Source organism: Paenibacillus wulumuqiensis, assembly GCF_000971965.1.
Lineage (GTDB): Bacteria > Bacillota > Bacilli > Paenibacillales > Paenibacillaceae > Saccharibacillus > Saccharibacillus wulumuqiensis.
In genome coordinates this window covers 388,096-406,612 of the sequence record NZ_LAQP01000001.1, presented here as the reverse complement: position 1 = coordinate 406,612, position 18,517 = coordinate 388,096, and the positions used below count along the sequence as shown (strand labels likewise).

General features: G+C 49.2%; 17 protein-coding genes. 11 read left to right on the top strand and 6 right to left on the bottom strand.

The annotated features are described in order from the left end of the window. Positions 1–28: 28 nt before the first annotated feature. Complete coding sequence (locus tag WH45_RS09975) at positions 29–427, top strand: NUDIX hydrolase (RefSeq protein ID WP_046214209.1); 399 nt, start codon at positions 29–31, stop codon at positions 425–427. Positions 428–683: 256 nt separating this feature from the next. Here the strand turns inward: WH45_RS09975 and WH45_RS09970 are convergent, their stop codons facing one another. Next, on the bottom strand, positions 684–1,544 hold the full coding sequence (locus tag WH45_RS09970) for an alpha/beta fold hydrolase (RefSeq protein WP_046214208.1): 861 nt from the start codon (positions 1,542–1,544) through the stop codon (positions 684–686). 354 nt (positions 1,545–1,898) lie between these two features. Between WH45_RS09970 and WH45_RS09965 the strand changes: the two genes are divergently transcribed. The 3 genes from WH45_RS09965 to WH45_RS09955 all read left to right on the top strand — a co-directional run bounded on the left by WH45_RS09965 (position 1,899) and on the right by WH45_RS09955 (position 4,175). After that, positions 1,899–2,300 (top strand): Rrf2 family transcriptional regulator, encoded by a 402-nt coding sequence (locus WH45_RS09965; protein ID WP_046214207.1) that lies wholly within the window; start codon positions 1,899–1,901, stop codon positions 2,298–2,300. Positions 2,301–2,374: 74 nt separating this feature from the next. Next, positions 2,375–3,307, top strand: a complete 933-nt coding sequence (locus WH45_RS09960) for an NAD(P)/FAD-dependent oxidoreductase (protein ID WP_046214206.1) — start codon at positions 2,375–2,377, stop codon at positions 3,305–3,307. Further along, a complete protein-coding gene (locus WH45_RS09955; RefSeq protein WP_046214205.1) occupies positions 3,288–4,175 on the top strand; it encodes a class I SAM-dependent methyltransferase in 888 nt (295 codons plus the stop codon). Before WH45_RS09960 ends, WH45_RS09955 begins: the two co-directional genes overlap by 20 nt. 187 nt (positions 4,176–4,362) lie before the next feature. On the opposite strand, the gene WH45_RS09950 is transcribed toward WH45_RS09955, so the two are convergent. Then, positions 4,363–5,601: an MFS transporter gene (locus tag WH45_RS09950; RefSeq protein WP_046214610.1), complete on the bottom strand. Its 1,239-nt coding sequence runs from the start codon at positions 5,599–5,601 to the stop codon at positions 4,363–4,365. 273 nt (positions 5,602–5,874) lie between these two features. On the opposite strand from WH45_RS09950, the gene WH45_RS09945 reads away from it, so the two are divergent. Continuing rightward, positions 5,875–6,456 (top strand): TetR/AcrR family transcriptional regulator, encoded by a 582-nt coding sequence (locus WH45_RS09945; RefSeq protein WP_046214204.1) that lies wholly within the window; start codon positions 5,875–5,877, stop codon positions 6,454–6,456. Positions 6,457–6,535: 79 nt separating this feature from the next. Here the strand turns inward: WH45_RS09945 and bla are convergent, their stop codons facing one another. Further along, a complete protein-coding gene (gene bla, locus WH45_RS09940; protein WP_235338333.1) occupies positions 6,536–7,525 on the bottom strand; it encodes a class A beta-lactamase in 990 nt (329 codons plus the stop codon). Between the two features lie 389 nt (positions 7,526–7,914). On the opposite strand from bla, the gene WH45_RS09930 reads away from it, so the two are divergent. The 3 genes from WH45_RS09930 to WH45_RS09920 all read left to right on the top strand — a co-directional run bounded on the left by WH45_RS09930 (position 7,915) and on the right by WH45_RS09920 (position 10,798). Further along, positions 7,915–8,946, top strand: coding sequence for a Delta(5) desaturase DesA (locus WH45_RS09930; RefSeq protein WP_046214202.1), 1,032 nt, complete (start codon positions 7,915–7,917; stop codon positions 8,944–8,946). Positions 8,947–9,043: 97 nt separating this feature from the next. Next, entirely contained in the window at positions 9,044–10,168 is a 1,125-nt protein-coding gene (locus WH45_RS09925) for a sensor histidine kinase (protein ID WP_046214608.1), read from the top strand. An 18-nt stretch (positions 10,169–10,186) separates the two neighbouring features. Then, positions 10,187–10,798: a response regulator transcription factor gene (locus tag WH45_RS09920; protein ID WP_046214201.1), complete on the top strand. Its 612-nt coding sequence runs from the start codon at positions 10,187–10,189 to the stop codon at positions 10,796–10,798. A 265-nt stretch (positions 10,799–11,063) separates the two neighbouring features. On the opposite strand, the gene WH45_RS09915 is transcribed toward WH45_RS09920, so the two are convergent. Both WH45_RS09915 and pdxR read right to left on the bottom strand, forming a co-directional pair. Beyond that, positions 11,064–12,044: an NAD(P)H-quinone oxidoreductase gene (locus WH45_RS09915; RefSeq protein ID WP_046214200.1), complete on the bottom strand. Its 981-nt coding sequence runs from the start codon at positions 12,042–12,044 to the stop codon at positions 11,064–11,066. Positions 12,045–12,310: 266 nt separating this feature from the next. Further along, entirely contained in the window at positions 12,311–13,699 is a 1,389-nt protein-coding gene (gene pdxR / locus WH45_RS09910; protein WP_046214199.1) for a MocR-like pyridoxine biosynthesis transcription factor PdxR, read from the bottom strand. 199 nt (positions 13,700–13,898) lie between these two features. Here pdxR and WH45_RS09905 point away from each other — a divergent pair, with 199 nt between their 5' ends. Then, positions 13,899–14,339, top strand: a complete 441-nt coding sequence (locus WH45_RS09905; RefSeq protein WP_046214198.1) for a GNAT family N-acetyltransferase — start codon at positions 13,899–13,901, stop codon at positions 14,337–14,339. A gap of 183 nt (positions 14,340–14,522) precedes the next feature. Here the strand turns inward: WH45_RS09905 and WH45_RS09900 are convergent, their stop codons facing one another. After that, positions 14,523–15,296, bottom strand: coding sequence for a GTP pyrophosphokinase (locus WH45_RS09900; RefSeq protein ID WP_407668021.1), 774 nt, complete (start codon positions 15,294–15,296; stop codon positions 14,523–14,525). Between the two features lie 133 nt (positions 15,297–15,429). Here WH45_RS09900 and WH45_RS09895 point away from each other — a divergent pair, with 133 nt between their 5' ends. Both WH45_RS09895 and WH45_RS09890 read left to right on the top strand, forming a co-directional pair. Further along, positions 15,430–16,266 carry an SPL family radical SAM protein gene (locus WH45_RS09895; protein ID WP_046214196.1) on the top strand — a complete coding sequence of 279 codons (837 nt, stop codon included), beginning with the start codon at positions 15,430–15,432 and terminating at the stop codon, positions 16,264–16,266. 196 nt (positions 16,267–16,462) lie between these two features. Further along, on the top strand, positions 16,463–18,472 hold the full coding sequence (locus WH45_RS09890; protein WP_046214195.1) for a TerD family protein: 2,010 nt from the start codon (positions 16,463–16,465) through the stop codon (positions 18,470–18,472). Positions 18,473–18,517 lie beyond the last annotated feature (45 nt).

Below are 18,517 nucleotides of genomic sequence, written 5' to 3'. Positions count from 1 at the left end.
TATGATTTGAATCAAAGGAGAGAACAAAATGACCAAAATCATCGATAAAGTAGCCTGGATACATATCGCCGATCAGCGTATACTATGCGCCCGTTCCAGAGGCAAATCACTGTACTATATTCCCGGAGGAAAGCGGGAGACCGGCGAGAGCGACGAACAGACACTGATTCGTGAAATCGAAGAGGAACTGTCTGTACGGATTCGCCCTGAATCGGTATCTTCATTTGGCGTATTCGAAGCGGCAGCAGACGGCAAAAGCGAAGAGACGTTTGTACGCATGACCTGTTATACCGGCGAATACGACGGAGAGCTGCAGCCGGAGAGCGAGATCGAAGAGATTGCCTGGCTCGGCTACCGGGATATCGAGCGTACCTCGGCAGCTACCCGGCTGATCATGGAAGAGATGCATCAACGCGGCCTGCTATAATGTGTAATAGCAGACCCGTATAAGCACAGCAATCATCCCCGAAGGCTGACAGCGAATTAATCATCTGAATGGATAGATGAGGAATCACTGAAAGCAAAAGGGGATTTTTGCGGTTAGCGCAGCCCTATAGGCTATTGTGCAGATCCATACTGCATATATAAGCTACAAGCGATGTTTTCATTTGGAGTTATTGACTCGTAGTGGATGTTAGTCCCGGTTAATCCTGTATAGTGTACCATTCAGCGTCAGCTTCCTATTAACCTTTCAGAAATGAATATAGCGCCTGATACGTCTCCTCGGGAGCTTCTTCCGGCAGGTAATGCCCGCTGTTAATGCCATGACCCTGTACATCATCCGCCCATTCACGCCAGATCTCCAGCACGTCGTACCACTGGGGAAGACTACCTTTTTCACCCCACAGCGCCAGCACCGGACACTGGATTTTCCGCTGGCCGTGGTCGGCTTCATCAATCGCGCAATCAATCGTGGCTCCTGCCCGGTAGTCTTCACACATCGCATGAATGGTCTCCGGCTGGTGGATATGATACAGATAATCCTGGAGCGCTTCCGGATGGAACAGATCATGGTTACCATGGAAATAATAATTCTCCGGGTTGGCTCCGATCAGTCTCTCCGGCAGATCATACGGCTGGGAAAGGAAAAACCAGTGCCAGTATCCCATCGCAAACTCCTTGTCGGTTCGGCGGTACGCTTCGAGGGTGGGAATAATATCGAGCACCGCCAGATGACGGACAGCCTGCGGATGATCCAGCGCCAGCCGGTAGGCACAGCGGCCGCCGCGATCATGACCGACGACGGCAAACTGCTCATGACCGAGCTGCTTCATGATCTCAATCTGATCCTGCGCCATCGCTCGCTTGGAATACGGATAATGATCCTCGGTCGTCGGGGGCTTGGAACTGCCGCCATATCCACGCAGATCCGGCATAATAACGGTAAAATCGCGCGCGAGCAGCGGAGCGACTGCATGCCACATCATATGGGTCTGCGGATGTCCGTGCAGCAGGAGCAGCGGCGGACCGTCCCCTCCATAACGGACACGGGTACTGATCTCACTGGTGTGAATCGTGGTCTGTTGAAACCCTTCAAATAGCATCAGCCATTCTCCTCTCCATACCGGTTAATGATAGATTTTTAACCAATATGGCCGGGAATATCCCTTTTCTTTTCCATAAATATAGTTGACAGGCAGAATGATTAAGTCTATTATAGACCCATAAAGTCCTTGATTGGTTTAACAGCTTTAATTGCTCGGGTGGATGTGGTTGGATAGGGTCACTGGTTACAGTTTTATTGAATCTATAGCAGGTCGCATGGTTGCCGCCAGCAAAAAAGGAATGCCTGATCTCTCCGACAGACGGACAGATCAGCTGTGCATTTGGTTGACGTTTGGACAAAATAAGAGCTATCATAGATGAATAAAGTCTGTAATAAAGGTGGACGAATCTCTATGAAATTTTCCAAAGCAACCGATTATGCGCTGCATGCCATGCTGTATCTGGCTGCTGTGACACCTGCGCGGCTGGTCGGCGTACAGACGCTGGCTGATAAACTGCATGTATCCCCTACCTATTTATCCAAAATCCTGACCAAGCTGGTCAAAGCCAATATGATTGAATCCTCATCCGGAGCGAATGGAGGCTATCGGCTCAAGCGGAATTGGGAAGAGTTCTCTTTTCTCGATGTGATCCATGCAATTGAAGGTACATCTTCACTGTTCGAATGCGGGCTGGATCATGGACCGGAATGTCTGGTGCAGCAGGTGATGCTGAACGCCGAGAATGAGATGGAGACGTATTTGCAAAATCAGAAGCTGTCAGCGCTTGCTGCCAAAATGCCGTCGGTTCATTGAACCGCAGCATTTTTTACACAGGAATTATGGATATTAATAGTCTTTGATATCCGCTATAAAAGGGAGGAATAACTATGATATATGATTGTGCCATTATAGGCGGCGGTCCGGCAGGACTCAATGCTGCACTTGTACTGGGAAGAGCGAGGAGAAGTGTAGCTCTGATCGATAATAACCGGCCGCGCAATGCAGTCACTCATGCTTCGCACGGCTTTCTGACCCGGGATGGAGTGACACCATCCGAGTTCCGGCGTATCGCTTATGAGGAAGTGCTAGGGTATCCATCGGTCACACATTATCCGCAGGAGGTCATATCAGTACGTACTGTCCCGGATGGATTTGAGATCATTACCGGTACAGGAGAGTCTCTCCATGCCCGCAAAGTACTGATCACCACCGGACTGAAGGAGATTCTGCCCAATATTCCAGGTGCCCAGGAAATGTATGGTCAGAGCCTGTTCAACTGTCCATACTGCGATGGCTGGGAACTGCGCGATCAGCCGCTGATTGTCGTATCGGAACATGAGCGGCTGCATCATCTGGCAAAACTGCTGTACGGCTGGAGCCGTGATCTGGTCGTATGCACCAATGGCAGTCATGTACTGACCGATGAACAGAAGCAGCAGCTGACTGCACGAGGAATTATCGTTACGGAGCAGCAGGTAGCCGCTTTTCATGGAGAGGGCGGCAAGCTGCAGCAGGTAGAATTCACAGATGGTTCACGGATTGAGCGAACCGGCGGCTTCCTGACCCCGGCACAGCTGCCACAGGCGTCATTTGGCGAGGAACTGCATTACGAGAAGAACGAACTGGGCGGGATCAAGACCGATGAGACGGGCAGAAGCAGCGTTCCCGGACTGTTCGCAGCAGGAGAAGCGGCGAGCGGTGGTTCCTCACAGCTCATTCTCTCTGCAGCGGCGGGCAGTCTGATCGCAGTCCATATTAATCATGAGTTAAGCGAAGACACATTCAGCAAAGGAGAATCCAATGAATCAATCCCTGTTTGATCCAGAACAATGGAAGACCGCATGGGTAAATGACCCCGAAGCAGGAGTTAATCGTATGCTGCGATCCGGTATAGAACCGGTTAACGCTTTTAATGAGGCGGCGAGAGCCAGAAGTTTTCATGAGAAAGCGTTTGGTGTAGAAGGCCGCAGCCGGGCAGTTCGGATTATGGAATGGATGCGTACCCAGGGAGTATCTTTTGCCAATACATCGGTGTTAGATATCGGCGCAGCTTCCGGTGGATTCACTCTTCCTTTTGCAGAGCAGGGAGCTATGGTTACAGCTGTTGAACCATCTGTCCATCTGGCGGGATTAATGAGAGAAAGCACTCCTGCTGACCTGACAGACCGCATCGAGATCGTTCAGGAACCTTTCGAGGATATTGTACTGGAAGAGAAAGGCTGGGCAGGCAAGTATGATCTGGTATTTGCTTCGATGTGCCCGGCGATCTTCGGATGGGAGATGGTAGAGAAAGCGATCCAGTGTGCCAGCCGCTTTTGCTATATCAGCACGATCGCCAGCCCGAGAGAACTGAGCATCATTGAAGAGCTTCGTCCGGTACTGGGGATGCAGGACAAGCCTGCGTACAGTTCGGATATGGCCTATATCATGCAGCTGCTGAATTTGTACGGATATTCCTTTCAGTCACTGATTACACGGGAGAGTGAAGTGATACGAATGTCGCTCGATCAGGTGGTTCGTAACCTGCGCGGCTGGTTCCTGTTTGACGGTATTCCTGCAGACAGCGACTCACTTCGGGAAGCGGAACACTACTTGAGAAAGACATACACGGATCCAATGGTAGAGATTCAGCAGAGCGGCCGTTTTGGCAAAGTGCTGATTCGTCTGCAGGATCAGGCGATGAGCTGAACAAGATAGCCAGCACCGCAGCATTGAGGCTTCAAAGCATCACTAAGCCGAAGTGTAAACCGAATAACATGAACATGGACTGCCAGCGCTTATCTGGCAGTCTTTTTTTGATAGAGGCTTGTGTAATAACAATGGTGAACGACATAAAACAGAGCCTGCTGCATCGCAATTCTTTGCTGCTTTATTTTCATATTACTTTTCCCATATTACTCGTTGTATCACTGTATTTCCGTGTTACTAGCCAGAACACAAATGCAGCGATACTGAAAGCCGCCCCCAGCATACATACACCTGTCCATTCATATACAGCATAGAGCTGTGTGGAAGCAAATGAGCCTGTCGCACTGCCAATCGAATAGAAGATCATATATGCACCGGTCAACCGGCTGCCTGCCTCCGGACGGGCGGTGAGAATCATCGTCTGGTTGGTGACATGTACGGCCTGTACAGCCAGATCCAGCAGAATGATGCCTGCGAGCAGAGCGAACAGGGTAACATCCAGCCAGAGCATCATCACCCAGGAGAGAATGAGCAGCAGCAAAGCGATACCGGTCGTGCGCTGTCCATATCCTCTGTCGGCCAGCTTGCCTGCGCGGGCAGCAGCGAGTGCGCCGGCAATTCCAGCAATGCCAAACGCTCCGATCTGGGTATGATTCAGATCATGGGGCGGACTGCTGAGCGGCAGCACAAGAGCGGTCCATAATGTACTGAAGGCACCGAAGATGAGCAGAGCGAGCATTCCGCGTATCCGCAGCAACGGCATCGTCGCATACAGCTGCAGTGTGGAGAGGAGAAGACGAGCATAGGAGGTGGAAGACTCCTTTTCATGAATCACGGGAAAAGCGCGATACAGCATCCCGGTAATCACAGCGAGCAGCAGTGCAGAGACCAGATAGACTGAGCGCCATCCGGCGATATCTGTCATGATCCCGGCAAAAGTACGAGCCAGCAAAATACCGATCACGATACCGCTGGTCACCAGCCCAACATTGCGTCCACGCTCGGCGGGATTCGACCATCTGGCGGTCGCAGCGACCAGCGTCTGGGCGACAACAGCGAGCAGCCCGACTGCTCCCAACCCGGCGAAGAGCATAAGATGGCTGCCGGATAGGCCGACCACGAGCAGACTGAGCACAGACAGGCACATCTGTACCATTACGAGACGGCGACGATTAATCCGGTCCCCGAGCGGTACGAGGAAAAAGAGGCCTAGTGCATAGCAGGCCTGGGTAACCGTGATCACCATGCCGAGGATGGAAGCACTCAGGTCAAACTGCAGGGCAAGCTCATCCAGAAGCGGATGTGCATAATAGATATTGGCCACCGATATCCCGCAGGCAATGGCGAACAACAATACGGTTTGCCGTGGCAGGATGGCTGCGGGATGAGGCAAGCTCACGCTGTTCTCGCTGGATCGCGGTGGCATCTGATGTGGGTCGGTGGATGATGCAGAAGCAGGCAGCGACTCAGACAGTGTACAGATAGTGGGCTGATCGGATTTCATGGATACCCTCCTTTTTATTATGTACCATTCGGTAATTAATATAACGTGAATGATAGTAGGCCATAGAATAAATGTCAACCTTTCAGTTCTCTTTATCAGGTTATTCCTCTTTACAAGTACTAAAAATTGACATCAATGCACAACTACACTATGCTTTTATTAAATAACGATTGGTATAGAAAGTGGGCGGGGCAGATGGCAAGACCACGGGAATTTGATAAGGAGGCTGCGTTGGATACGGCGATGCAGCTGTTCTGGAGACAGGGGTATGAAGCGACTTCCATGAATGAACTCGCAGCGGCGATCGGGATTCAGAAGCCCAGCATGTATGCGGCATTTGGAGATAAAAAGGAATTGTTCGAGGCTGCTCTGCGGCGGTATAACCAGCAGCATGCCTCACTGATTCGCGGTCGGCTGCAGTATGCGGAGAGTGTACGGGAGTCTTTCCGTTATGTATTTGAGCAGATGGTTCAGGACGCGGCAGTTGGTGAGAGCAGCCGGGGATGTTTTTGCATTAATACGCTGGTGGAGCTGGCTCCGCATGATCCACGATTTGAAATATTGACCCGGGAGCATCAGATGTATCTGACAGCTGTATTTCAGGAGCATATGAATCGTGGAGTTCAGTCAGGTGAACTGCGTGCCGATCTGAATGTGGAAACGGCGGCGAGAGCGCTGATGTTGCATATGATTGGACTGACGGTGATGCTCAAGAGCCGACCGGAATCATCCTGGATCGAACAGTCACTGCATACTATTCTGAGTGTATTGGAATAACAGCAAAAAGAGCCGGGATACAGCTATCTGTCGGCTCTTTTGCTGTTATTCTTTTATTGTTATATGGAACAATTCAGATTTACTTCAATGCCTTCAGCGTGATCCGGGCAGCTTTTGCAACCAGTTCATTGTCTGTTTTGGCATCCTTGTCGTCATGGTCGGTCAGAATAGCCATGATAATCGGCGCACGATCAGGCGGCCAGATGATAGCGATATCATTACGTGTACCATATGCTGCACTGCCGGTCTTGTCACCGACAACCCAGCCTTTCGGTACCGCTGCCCGAATGAGCTGATCGCCGGTAGTGTTGCCTTTCATCCACTCGGTCAGCAGTTGACGCTTGTCCTGAGTCAGTACTTTGCCGGTAGTTGTAATGAGGCGCAGATCCCGTGCCAGTGCCCGTGGTGTACTCGTATCTCTCGAATCGCCGGGCACGATTTCGTTCAATTCCGGTTCTATTCGCTCGGACCGGGTGACTGTATCACCGATTTGCCGCAGTGCTTGCTGGAAGCCGGCTGGGCCATTCAGTTCCTGGAACAGAATATTGCCAGCGGTATTATCACTGTACTGGATCGCTGCCAGGCAGATTTCCCGGAGTGTCATACCGGTCTCCACATGTTTCTCGGTAATTGGAGAATACTCGACCAGATCATCGGCGGAATACGTGATGACCCTGTCCAGATCGGAGATGGAGCTCTGCTGCAGAACGGCCGCTGCAGCAAGTGCCTTGTATGTAGAGGCAAAAGCAAAGCGTTCATTGTGACGGTAAGCGACGACCCGACCTGTACCTGTATCTACCGCATATACACCGACCCGGCCTTTGTGCTGCTGTTCCAGATGCTTCAAGGAAGTGACGACAGAGGCGTTAGAATGCTTGGCAGGCGCAGGGGCAGCAGTATGATTGATGCTGCTGGCAGCTGTCATCGCCATATGACCTGCAGGAGGTACAGCGGCAGCCTCCGCTTGGCTGGCGGCGGGAAGAGTTGAACTTGTCAGAGTTAACAAAGTGAGGGCTGCCATTGCCAACGCCGCTCTGGAAGAGTATTTGTGCAGATGTACTTTTTTCAAGGAAAACACTCCTTTTCCGGTATGGTTATCGGGACATTGTTCGTTAACCAGCATAGGAATTTTCCGGACAAGGAACAATGGAACGAATCTGATAAATCTGTCATGGAGCAATCAGGGACAGGGGAGAAGATACGGGCGCTCTGGTCTAATATACATTTGTTCCACAGGAATGACGACATATATACAATTTTATATAAATAGACCATATGGCCTCATAAGACTATATTATCTTTTTTACATATTGATTTGCCAAATACATGACAAATGTCATGGTGTACTACTGACACTTATGACTTTATCCCAACACCAGCTAACGATACAATGGAGATACGAGGAAAGTTGTTGTACACACTGCACTTATCTTGGGGTATCTAACCCACGAAGGAGAAATGTTCATGTCTTCCATCAAACAATTAAAAAAAGAAGTTGCACCTTTTGAAAAAAATGACTCTAACAAGAGTATTATGCAACTATTCACAACTATTCTTCCATTGATTATACTCTGGTTCGCAGCGTATTGGAGCCTGTCGGTATCCTACTGGCTGACAATTCCGATTACGATTGTCGCTGGATTGTTCGTTATCCGCACGTTCATTATTTTCCATGATTGCTGCCACGGTTCATTCTTCAAAAACCGTCAGCTGAATAATATTATCGGTACGATTACAGGTGTCATTACCTTGACCCCCTACATGCAGTGGAAACAGAGTCATTCGATTCACCATGCAACAAGCAGCAACCTGGACAAGCGCGGAACCGGCGATATCTGGACCCTGACTGTCAAGGAATATGCAGAAGCACCATGGTATACCCGTCTGAGCTACCGTCTCTACCGTAACCCGATTGTACTGTTTGGTATCGGCCCAATCGCTGTATTCCTGATCCAACAGCGTTTTAACCGCCGCGGAGTGAAGCATCCGGAACGTCTCAACACGTACCTGACCAACATCCTGATTGTTGCCCTGTACACCGGATTGTGTCTGCTGATCGGCTGGAAAGCATTTGTCATGATTCAGCTACCTATTTTCTACATCGCGACCATGCTCGGCATCTGGCTGTTCTATGTACAGCATACCTTTGAAGATTCCTACTTTGAAAAAGAAGACGAGTGGTCTTATGTACAGGCTGCTGTAGAAGGAAGTTCATACTATCAGCTGCCGCTGGTACTGCAATGGTTCACCGGTAATATCGGTTTCCACCATGTACATCATCTGAGCCCTCGTGTACCGAACTATTATCTGGAGGATGCCCATAACGCTACGCCTCCACTGCAAAAGGCAACCACCATTACACTCAAAACAAGCTTCAAATCGATTCGTTTCCGTCTGTGGGATGAAGAAGGCAAGAAATTCGTCAGCTTCCGTCAGTTCAAGCAGCAGGAAAAACGCAATAAGCAGCCAAAAGCATCTGCTGCAGTCTGAATGAATTTGAAGTAAAATGGAAGTAGACCGGTGGAGAATATGCATTTTCCACCGGAATACAGCAAGAAAGCAATGGTGATATGTACAAGTGACCCGGATGAATAATCTTCAGGAACTCTTTCGTAAAAGTACAGGCGGCATCAATCTGTATATATGGCTGCTCTTTTTTATACTCCCGTTCTACTTTATTTATGATCAGTTCTCCATCAAAGGTTTTGTTTTCGGTGTAATCCTGATTCTTGTATTCTTCACCGCCAATCTGCTGTCCCTGATCGTCAAAGGACGGCAGATTTATGTATGGTTTGGGATCCAAATTGTACTGTCGGTCATTATGGGATTGAGTTTTGGTTTTATTTATTTCTCGCTGTTTCTGTCCTTTTTCCTGGGAAGCGTGCATAACAAGGTCGGATTTTTTGTTCTGTATATTATCAATCTGCTTAGTACACTCGGACTCAGCTACGTTAGTCTGATCTCCGATACGGCGGAATTTATCGGTCAGCTGCCGCTGCTGATGATTAATCTGATCGCTGTTATTCTCGTACCGATTCAGGCGCACAACAAGACCCATCAGGATCATCTGCAGGGACAGCTAAAAGATGCCAATCGTAAAATATCCGAGCTGGTGAAGCTGGAGGAACGTCAGCGAATTGCCCGTGATCTGCATGATACGCTCGGACAGAAGCTGTCCCTGATCGGTCTGAAAAGCGAACTGGCCTACAAGCTGATCGAAAGCAAACCAAAGCAGGCCGAGCAGGAAATGCTGGATGTACGGCAGACTGCCCGTACGGCACTCAAGGAAGTGCGGGAACTGGTCACCCAGATGCGCGGTACCCGCCTGGAAGATGAATTGTTCCGGGCCCGACAGATTCTGGAAGTCGCGGATGTCGAACTGAATCTGTCGCAGAATGATGATCTGCATGACGTCTCCCTGATCGCCGAAAATGTACTGGGTATGTGCCTCAAGGAAGCGATCAACAATGTGATCAAGCACAGTGAAGCAACAGCCTGTGATATCGTGATTGAGTCGAGTCCGACCGAGTTAATGTTAACTGTAAAGGACAATGGCGTAGGCATTAATCTAAAGTCCAAGCGCTACCCAGGCAACGGTCTGAGAGGCATGAAGGAACGGCTTGAATTTGTAAATGGGAACCTGTCGATTACATCAGATGACGGAACGGCTCTGCGGATTACCGTACCCAATGCGGTACAACGTCAGTTATAAAGAAAGAAGGTTCTGGATATGATCAAAATTGTCATTGCTGAAGATCAACGCATGCTGCTCGGTGCACTGGCTTCGCTGCTGGATCTCGAAGATGACATCACCGTTATCGGTAAAGCAACGAACGGGGAAGAGGCGGTCCAGCTGGTTCGCACCCTGCAGCCGGATATCTGTATTATGGATATCGAGATGCCTGCCAAAAGCGGACTGGATGCGGCAGAGGAACTCAAGGGAACAAGCAGCTGCAAAGTGATCATTCTCACGACTTTTGCCCGAACCGGTTATTTTGAACGGGCGCTCAAAGCGGATATACAGGGTTATCTGCTCAAGGACAGCCCGATTGAAGAGCTCGCTCATACGATTCGTATGGTCATGGCCGGACGCAAAATCTATGCTTCCGAGCTGATCGATGATGGCTACTACGGCGAGAAGAATCCACTCACCGAACGGGAAAAGGCTGTGCTGGAACTGATCGCGGATGGCAAGAACACCAAGGAAATATCGAGCGAACTGTTTATTACAACAGGAACAGTCCGCAATTACGTCTCGATCATTATGGATAAGCTGAATGTGAGCAACCGGATCGAAGCGATCAAGCATTTCAAGGAAAAAGGCTGGTTCAAATCGCAGTGAATTTCGCTATTGAAATTCACTGCTTTTTTGTATGGAAACAGGCAGAAAAGTTAATGCTACAAGCTTGAAGGAGGCTATTTGCAACCAACAGACAGCAGCAAAAGCGGGCAGAGCGATAGGCATCTGTCTGCCAACAACCGAAACCGGACATCAAAAAGCTGCAGACCAGGCATATGCCTGTCCCTGCAGCTTTTTTTGGAATGTATGCACTTGCGAAGATACCGGTGCTTCTTCGGAATATGCATACATGTTCTACATATTATGCTTATTCGGCGACTTTGAGAATGATTTTGCCGATATTACGGTTGGCTTCCATATGCTGCTGGGCTTCCATCGCCTGAGCAAGCGGGAAGACCGTATCGACAATCGGCTGGATTTCGCCCTGTTCCATATGCGGAACCACGTCTTTGACAAAATCAGCGGTTAGCCGCGCCTTGTATTCGTCGCTTCTCGGTGTGAGCAGGGTACCGGTGAGCTGTACACATTTGGACATCAGCGCAAACAGGTTCACCTGCTCTACCTGAATACCGCCCAGAATACCGATCAGCACCCAGCGACCTTCCTTTTTAATACTGGCAAGGTTCTTGTCCCAGTAATCCGCACCGACAAAGTCGAGGATCAGATCAACGCCCTGTCCATTCGTAGCCTTGAGTACTTCTTCCTCGAACGATTGCTGCTTGTAGTTGATCAGCACATCAGCGCCCAGATTACGGCAGAAGTCCAGTTTCTCCTGGGAACCGGCGGTAACGATGACCTGTGCATTACTCAGCTTTTTGGCGAGCTGAATCGCGGCTGTACCGACGCCGCTTGCACCTGCATGGATGAGTACGGATTCGCCGGGCTGCAGACGGCCGATCCAGTACAGCGTCTGATAGGCAGTCAGGAATACTTCCGGTACCGCTACAGCCTGTTCGAACGAATAGGTGGAAGGAATCTTCATCGCCCGGTCTGCCGGCATGACAGCATATTCAGCATAACCACCACCGTTGACGAGTCCCATTACCCGGTCGCCAGGCTTGTATTCGGAACTCCCTTCGATCTGCTCGACGACGCCGGCAATCTCAACACCGAGTATCGGATTGGTGGCATAGCCGGATTTACCCTCACGGGTCACGATATCAGTACGGTTAATCGCTGCGGCATGAACCTTAACCAGCAGCTCACCGGGAGCAGGTACGGGAGCGGGAAGATCCGTTAGCTTAAGCCCGTTAGCATTTTCCTGTTGTTCAACAATAATAGCTTTCATATCAGCACACTCCTTTGTGAATTCAATAGATAGCACAACAATTAATTTTACACTATTTAATTAAGAAATGACACCTCTTCATAAGTAAATAGTTACATTACATCTAATCTGACACTCTGAGAAGATGCGCCAGTCTGCTTAAAGTTCGTTCGTTGTCCCGGCGACCTCTACCAAGCTGCCGCACACCCTGTATGGCGCAATAAATTCCATTGCCGGATAGCAGGTGCTATCAGGTTTTTAACCAGAAATGGGGCGCTTTAACTAGATTATTGGGTCCAAGCCTGCCGTAACAGCCGTACACCGGTCAGAATTTGCTCTGGCGTCAGGTTACTGAAGCCCAGCTGAACCGTGGGTCTTTGTGCTGCTGTGGGTGCGGAATAGTAACGATTCGTTGGGTAGACCTGCACACCATGATGCAGTGCCTGCCGGATCAGTTCTTCTTCAGGAACAGGGTGCTGAATCTCTACCAGAATATACAGGCCCGAATGCGTACCGATGATCCGGATCTCTTCACCAAAAGCCTCCTGCAAAGCCATAACAAGCACATGCATCTTGCGGCGGTAGATCGCCCGCATCCTGCGCACATGGGAATCCCAGTACCCCTGCTCCATAAAATAAGCCATCGTCTGCTGATGCAAAGCCGATGAGGACTGCTCGACAAAGGTAAAAGTCTGCGCATACTGCTCCATCAAGCCAGGCGGCAGCAGCATATAGCTTAACCGGATCGAGGGCAGGAACGCTTTGGAAAAGGTACTCAGATAGATGACCGGGGCATCCTGCTGCAGCGAAGCAAGTGCAGGGATTGGCTGATGCCGATAGCGAAATTCGCTGTCGTAATCATCTTCTATAATGTATCCCTGTCGTTCTTCCGCCCATTTGAGCAGCTGATGACGCTCCGATACCGGCAGCACAGCCCCGATCGGAAATTGATGGGAAGGAGTAACATAGGCGATGTTGGATACCGACTTCCTCAGCTGCAGCAGATCGATTCCTCTGGAAGTTACCGGGATCGGCTCTGTCTGCAATCCCTGCATATGAAATATGGTGCGTGCACCATCATAACCCGGTTCTTCGACGGCTACCGAAGTGCAGCCGTTTCTCTTCAGTAGTATGGACAGATGCAGGAGCAGCTGCTGTGTCCCGCTGCCTATAATCAGCCGGTCAGCGGTTGCCCGGATTCCTCTGGATTGCAGCAAATAGGCTATGATCTGCTGTCTGAGCTCAGGCTCCCCTTGATAATGACCGTACGTATAGATCCCGGGCCGATGCAATATGGCATTGGCACATTTACGCCATTGATGCAGTGGAAACGATTCGCGGTCTACACTGCCGATACGAAAATCAATTAACGACGGCAGGTCGGCTGCTGGCGGCAATCCTTTTCCAATGGGTGTTGTATCTGTGCCCAGTTCTTCGACAGGCTCTACATAATAACCCTTTTTGGCTTCACTGCGAATATATCCTTCGGCAAGCAATTGCTCATAGGCAGTCAGTGTCGTATTACGGCTGACTCCGAGCTGTTCGGCCAGCTGGCGGATTGAAGGAAGCGCCGTATGTTCCTGCAGCTCTCCTTCCTCGATCAATGAGCGAATCGAGTGATAGATTTGTATGTATTTGGGCCGATTATGATCGAGATGGATTAATAGTTCTTTCATTGCGTTATCCTTCCTTTAACAATTGTCCAGTGTAACATGATAATCTGACATGTTATAATCTGAAAAATTGTACCTTTTATACATGTCAGAAATTATAAATACTATATAAGAAACCAGCTGGACTGTACAGAACAGATACAGAATATGAAATAAAATTACAGGCTGGAATCAATGCCAGCCCAACAAAAGGAGCCTGATCATGGACATCATCAAAGCGAATTTGCAGCATCTGAGCGACATGACTTCATTATTTGATCAATACAGGGTGTTTTATGGGCAGGACAGTGACCCGGCAGCGGCTCAGAAGTTTATCGAAGAACGTATCGAGAGAGGGGAATCGGTTATCTTTCTCGCTTATGAGCAAGGACAGGCTGTAGGATTTACCCAGCTGTATCCGCTGTTTACGTCAATCGGGATAAGCCGGATTTATTTATTAAATGATCTGTTTATTGCAGGTGACTGCCGAGGGAAAGGGGCAGGACGTGCTCTGCTGGAGCAGGCTTTTAATTTTGCCAGAAATGATGGTGCTGCGCGGGTGATCCTGCAGACGCATGTGGATAATACACCAGCCAAAGCATTGTATGAGCGTGCAGGCATGGAGCTGGATACGCAGTACGACCATTATAGTAAAGAGTTGTAATCACAGCTATCTCGCTGTTTGTTGTCAGATGGAATGGTCAGAATTTGTGGAATACAGTCTCATACTTTATTTTTATGGCAGTAAAAATGAACCTCTAGGAAATAAATACAGTTATACGTCAAATAAGCTGCTCCTGTTCTATACCGGAGCGGCTTATTTGGCGTGTGCTATCTCAGCAGCGGGTTACTTGTCGGCAGGTAATTCTACTTTGGCTGATCCGGTTAGTGACCCGGTGGCGAGCCGCAGCAGTGCTTCCGGGATATTCAGCTGATGGTTATCTGTCAGCTGTTGGATCAGTTCGTATTCGGGCTGCATCGTGTCGACCGACTTGATCGACTGAACCTCATAATGCAGTCGCTCCATCTTGTGATCCAGCGCAGTAGCAGAGTCTGCAGCGTCCTTGAGTTCATTCAGCAGATGTTCGGGTACGGCGCCTTCATACTTGTAAAAGATTTTGTGTTCCAGACTCGCCCAGAAGTCCATCGCAATCGTACGGATCTGTACTTCCACATAGACATCTTCCTGCCGGTCCGACATGAACACAGGCACCTGAATAATCATATGCAGACTCCGGTAGCCGTTAGGCTTGGGATTACGGATATAGTCCTTGATCTCGATCACTCGGATATCGGCCTGATTGGTGAGCATCTCGCAGACCCGGTAGATATCTTCGGTAAAGGAACAGGTGATGCGCAGTCCGGCGATATCCCGAACCGTCTCCTTGATATCATCCAGGCTTTGGGCGAATCCTTTGCGCTGCAGCTTTTTCATAATGCTATCCGGTGATTTGATTCGGGATTTGATATGTTCGATGGGATTGTATTCATGCAAAACATGAAATTCATCGTTCAGAATTTCGATTTTCGTGGTAAGCTCTTTTAAGGCGAATTCATACATCATCATAAAACGCGTCATATTGTTACGAATTAACTTCAACTGCTGAATCTGATTTTCCATAATTCTCTCCTGTAATCATAATAACGTGAACAACCATATACTTAGTATGCCTAAATAATAATCAAAAAGAAAGTTTACTAAACAAAATACGAAAAAATAAGCGGCATAGATTCATCGTACGGGAGGGACACACATGAACATACAGACTACAGACATACTCTCGAAAAAGATTCTCACCGAGGTCAAAGGTTATCTGGATGTCGGATTTACCCATTCGCTGAATCCCTACAGCGGTTGTGCTTTTTCCTGCAAATACTGCTATGTTCGACAGATGCCGATCCAGCAGTTTCGTGACATGCCGTGGGGAGAATGGCTGGAGATCAAGACGAATGCTGCGGTCATATATGATAAGGAAATGACTCGACTGCGATCTAAAGGCAAGCCTGTTCATATCTTTATGTCGTCTGCAACAGACCCTTATCAACCCGCCGAGCGCAAGGCCCGGATTACCCGCGGTATTCTGGAGGCTATGCTGGAGAACCCGCCGGATATGCTGCAGATCCAGACACGCAGTCCGCTAGTTACCCGTGATCTGGATCTGCTGCTCCAGCTCCGGGAGCGCTGCGAACTTCTGGTCTCCATGACTATCGAGACGGATCGGGAAGATGTTAAGCGGGTCTTCGCACCCTATGCGCCGGGCATCAGACTGCGGATCAATGCGCTGACCGAGCTGCATGAACAGGGAATCACCACACAGGCGGCTATTTCACCAGTACTGCCGTTTACGCCGGCTTTCCCGGAATTGCTGCAGTCCGCTGCCGATCATATCTGGATTGATACCCTGACGATCGGCGATGGAGCCGGAGGACGTCGCTCCCGTCAGCTGGAGATGCCGGAGCTGTTCCGGGAACATGAATTTCAGGATTGGTATGCAGGCGATATTCACGAGCGAGTCCGGCGTTACTTTGGCAAATATTTTCCTGCAGACAGGGTAAGAGTATCCAAGGAAGAAGCATTTTTGAAAAGCTAAGTAAAAGCTACGTCTGGATAATTTTGTATTCCTTATTTCCATCTAAAGTGTTAATATCTACCATATGAGGAGCGAATCTTTCTCTGATTGTCAGCAGAGGGATTCGCTTTTTTATTGATGGAAATGCAGGTTATGGTCCAGCCTTTCCATAGGCAGTCGTAGATTTATTCATAAAATAGAATGAAGGGGTCTTGTCATGAATTCCGTCCGCAACTACAGAGCATCTTACCAGTCCTATCTCACACGCCAGGATGTCGATGGCGCCAAAATCAAATACATATTTATCATTAATACGATGGAAAGTCTGCAGCGATATATGAAGCGCAATAATATGCAGACTGTATTCAACAAATTCTCTCCACTGTCGATGTATGGAGACATTCAGGTATTGGCCCAGCTGGGTGGCGAATTTTACCGTTTGCCGGAATTCAATGAGAAGAGTGCACCCAAGTATATGAAAAACAGCATCTATGGTAAGGATGCCTCTACCGGAGAACGGGTGGATCTGTTCTCTGATCTTTTCCATACCAGCGAATTGACACATATTATCTGGTTTACTGATGAGGAGATTACGCCATATGTCCCGGTCGTGCAGTCGATGCATGCACCGCATCTGTTTTGGAACTTTGTATCGATCAAAGGGTATCCGCTGCGCTGTGCAGCCACGCCGCCTAAAAACATCAACCTGACCCATGCACCCAAAATCTCCAGCCTGGCGACTTCCGTGCTGTATCGCAAAGTACTCAACCGATTCTCCCAATACGTCAACAAGACTGATCTGCCTCTGAGCGGCCGGGTACGGATCAGCCGTACAGAAGATCTATCCGGCTCCACTTCCATTATTAAAGGGGCCAAAGTTCCGATCGAACACCGGAATCTCAAAATCGGTATTGGCTGGAAAACATTCGGCGAAGAATGTCTTAGCGCAGCGATGCTGTTAACACAGGATAAGCTGCTGGATGCTGAGAATATTACTTTTTTCGGTAACAAATCCACGATTGGCATGACGCATATTGATGGAAGAGAGCTGCCGACCGAAGATATGGAGCAGTACATTATTAATCTGTCCGCTGTCGAACAGGCCGGTCAGGACAAAGTACTCTTCTCTCTCGTCATGCCGGGTGGTGCGCCGGAACAGCTGTATATCCGTATACTGACCTATGATAATCGCGAGCTGCTTCGCTACCATATCGACATGAGTATGTGTCAGGACAATACAGCGCTGGAACTGGGAGCTCTATATGCCTACAAGGAAGAATGGCGCTTCCATGCCATCGGCAATGGCTATAACGCTGGTATGGAGAAGATCGGAGCGCAATATGGAATCAGCGATCTGACGGAAACCTATGATTTCACTCCCGGCGTTCTCGAAGACATTGCCCTGGATGGCAAAACATTTGAATATCATATGCAGGATCTGTTCACCAAGCTGGGATATGAAGTGGAGATGCCGACCAGCGATCCGTATGCTCCCGATTATGGAGTCGATTTGGTTATCACTAAAGCAGGCATCCGGACAGCGGTGCAGCTGAAATGCTTTAACAATGTTGTGCCGATCAAAGCGATTCAGGAAGTGTATGCCGGTGCGCAGATGTATAACTGTACCAAATATATGGTAGCCGCCACCAACTACTTTAGCCGTGCAGCCCTCCAGCTGGCCGATCAGCTGAATGTGGAGATATGGGACAAAACACAGCTGAAAAAGGTCGAAGACCGTCTCCGTTCACGGGTCGAAGTATCACCGGAGCATGAATTGAAGCTCAAGCTGTCCAAGCAGGAAGCGGAGGATGAGATCGATATCGATATCTCGGCTTTTCTCGTCAATGAACACGACCACTGTCTCAGCGATGACGATCTGGTCTTCTACAACCAGCCAGAGCATAGCAGCGGCTGCATACGCCTGATCAACGATACTACCTGGGAAAAGCTGATGTATCTGAACCTGTCCCTGCTGCCGTCTCACTGCGAGCGAATCATCATTATCGGTTCCCTGGATGCCTACAAGCAGCGGGTAGAACTGATTATTGATAACGAGCTTAATCTGTACCATACGTTTGAATACATGCCCAGCGCGGTGTGTGATACGCTTGTCCTCGGACAATTCCGCAAAATCGACGGCGCCTGGGCATTTACGACGTCCGATAAATATTTTGTGGGTGGATTGCCGGAAGCCTGCAAAATGTACGGCCTAACTGTGGAAGAATAATTTTTGTAGTCTTGCATGCTTACCATCACAGCTTTATCGATGTAT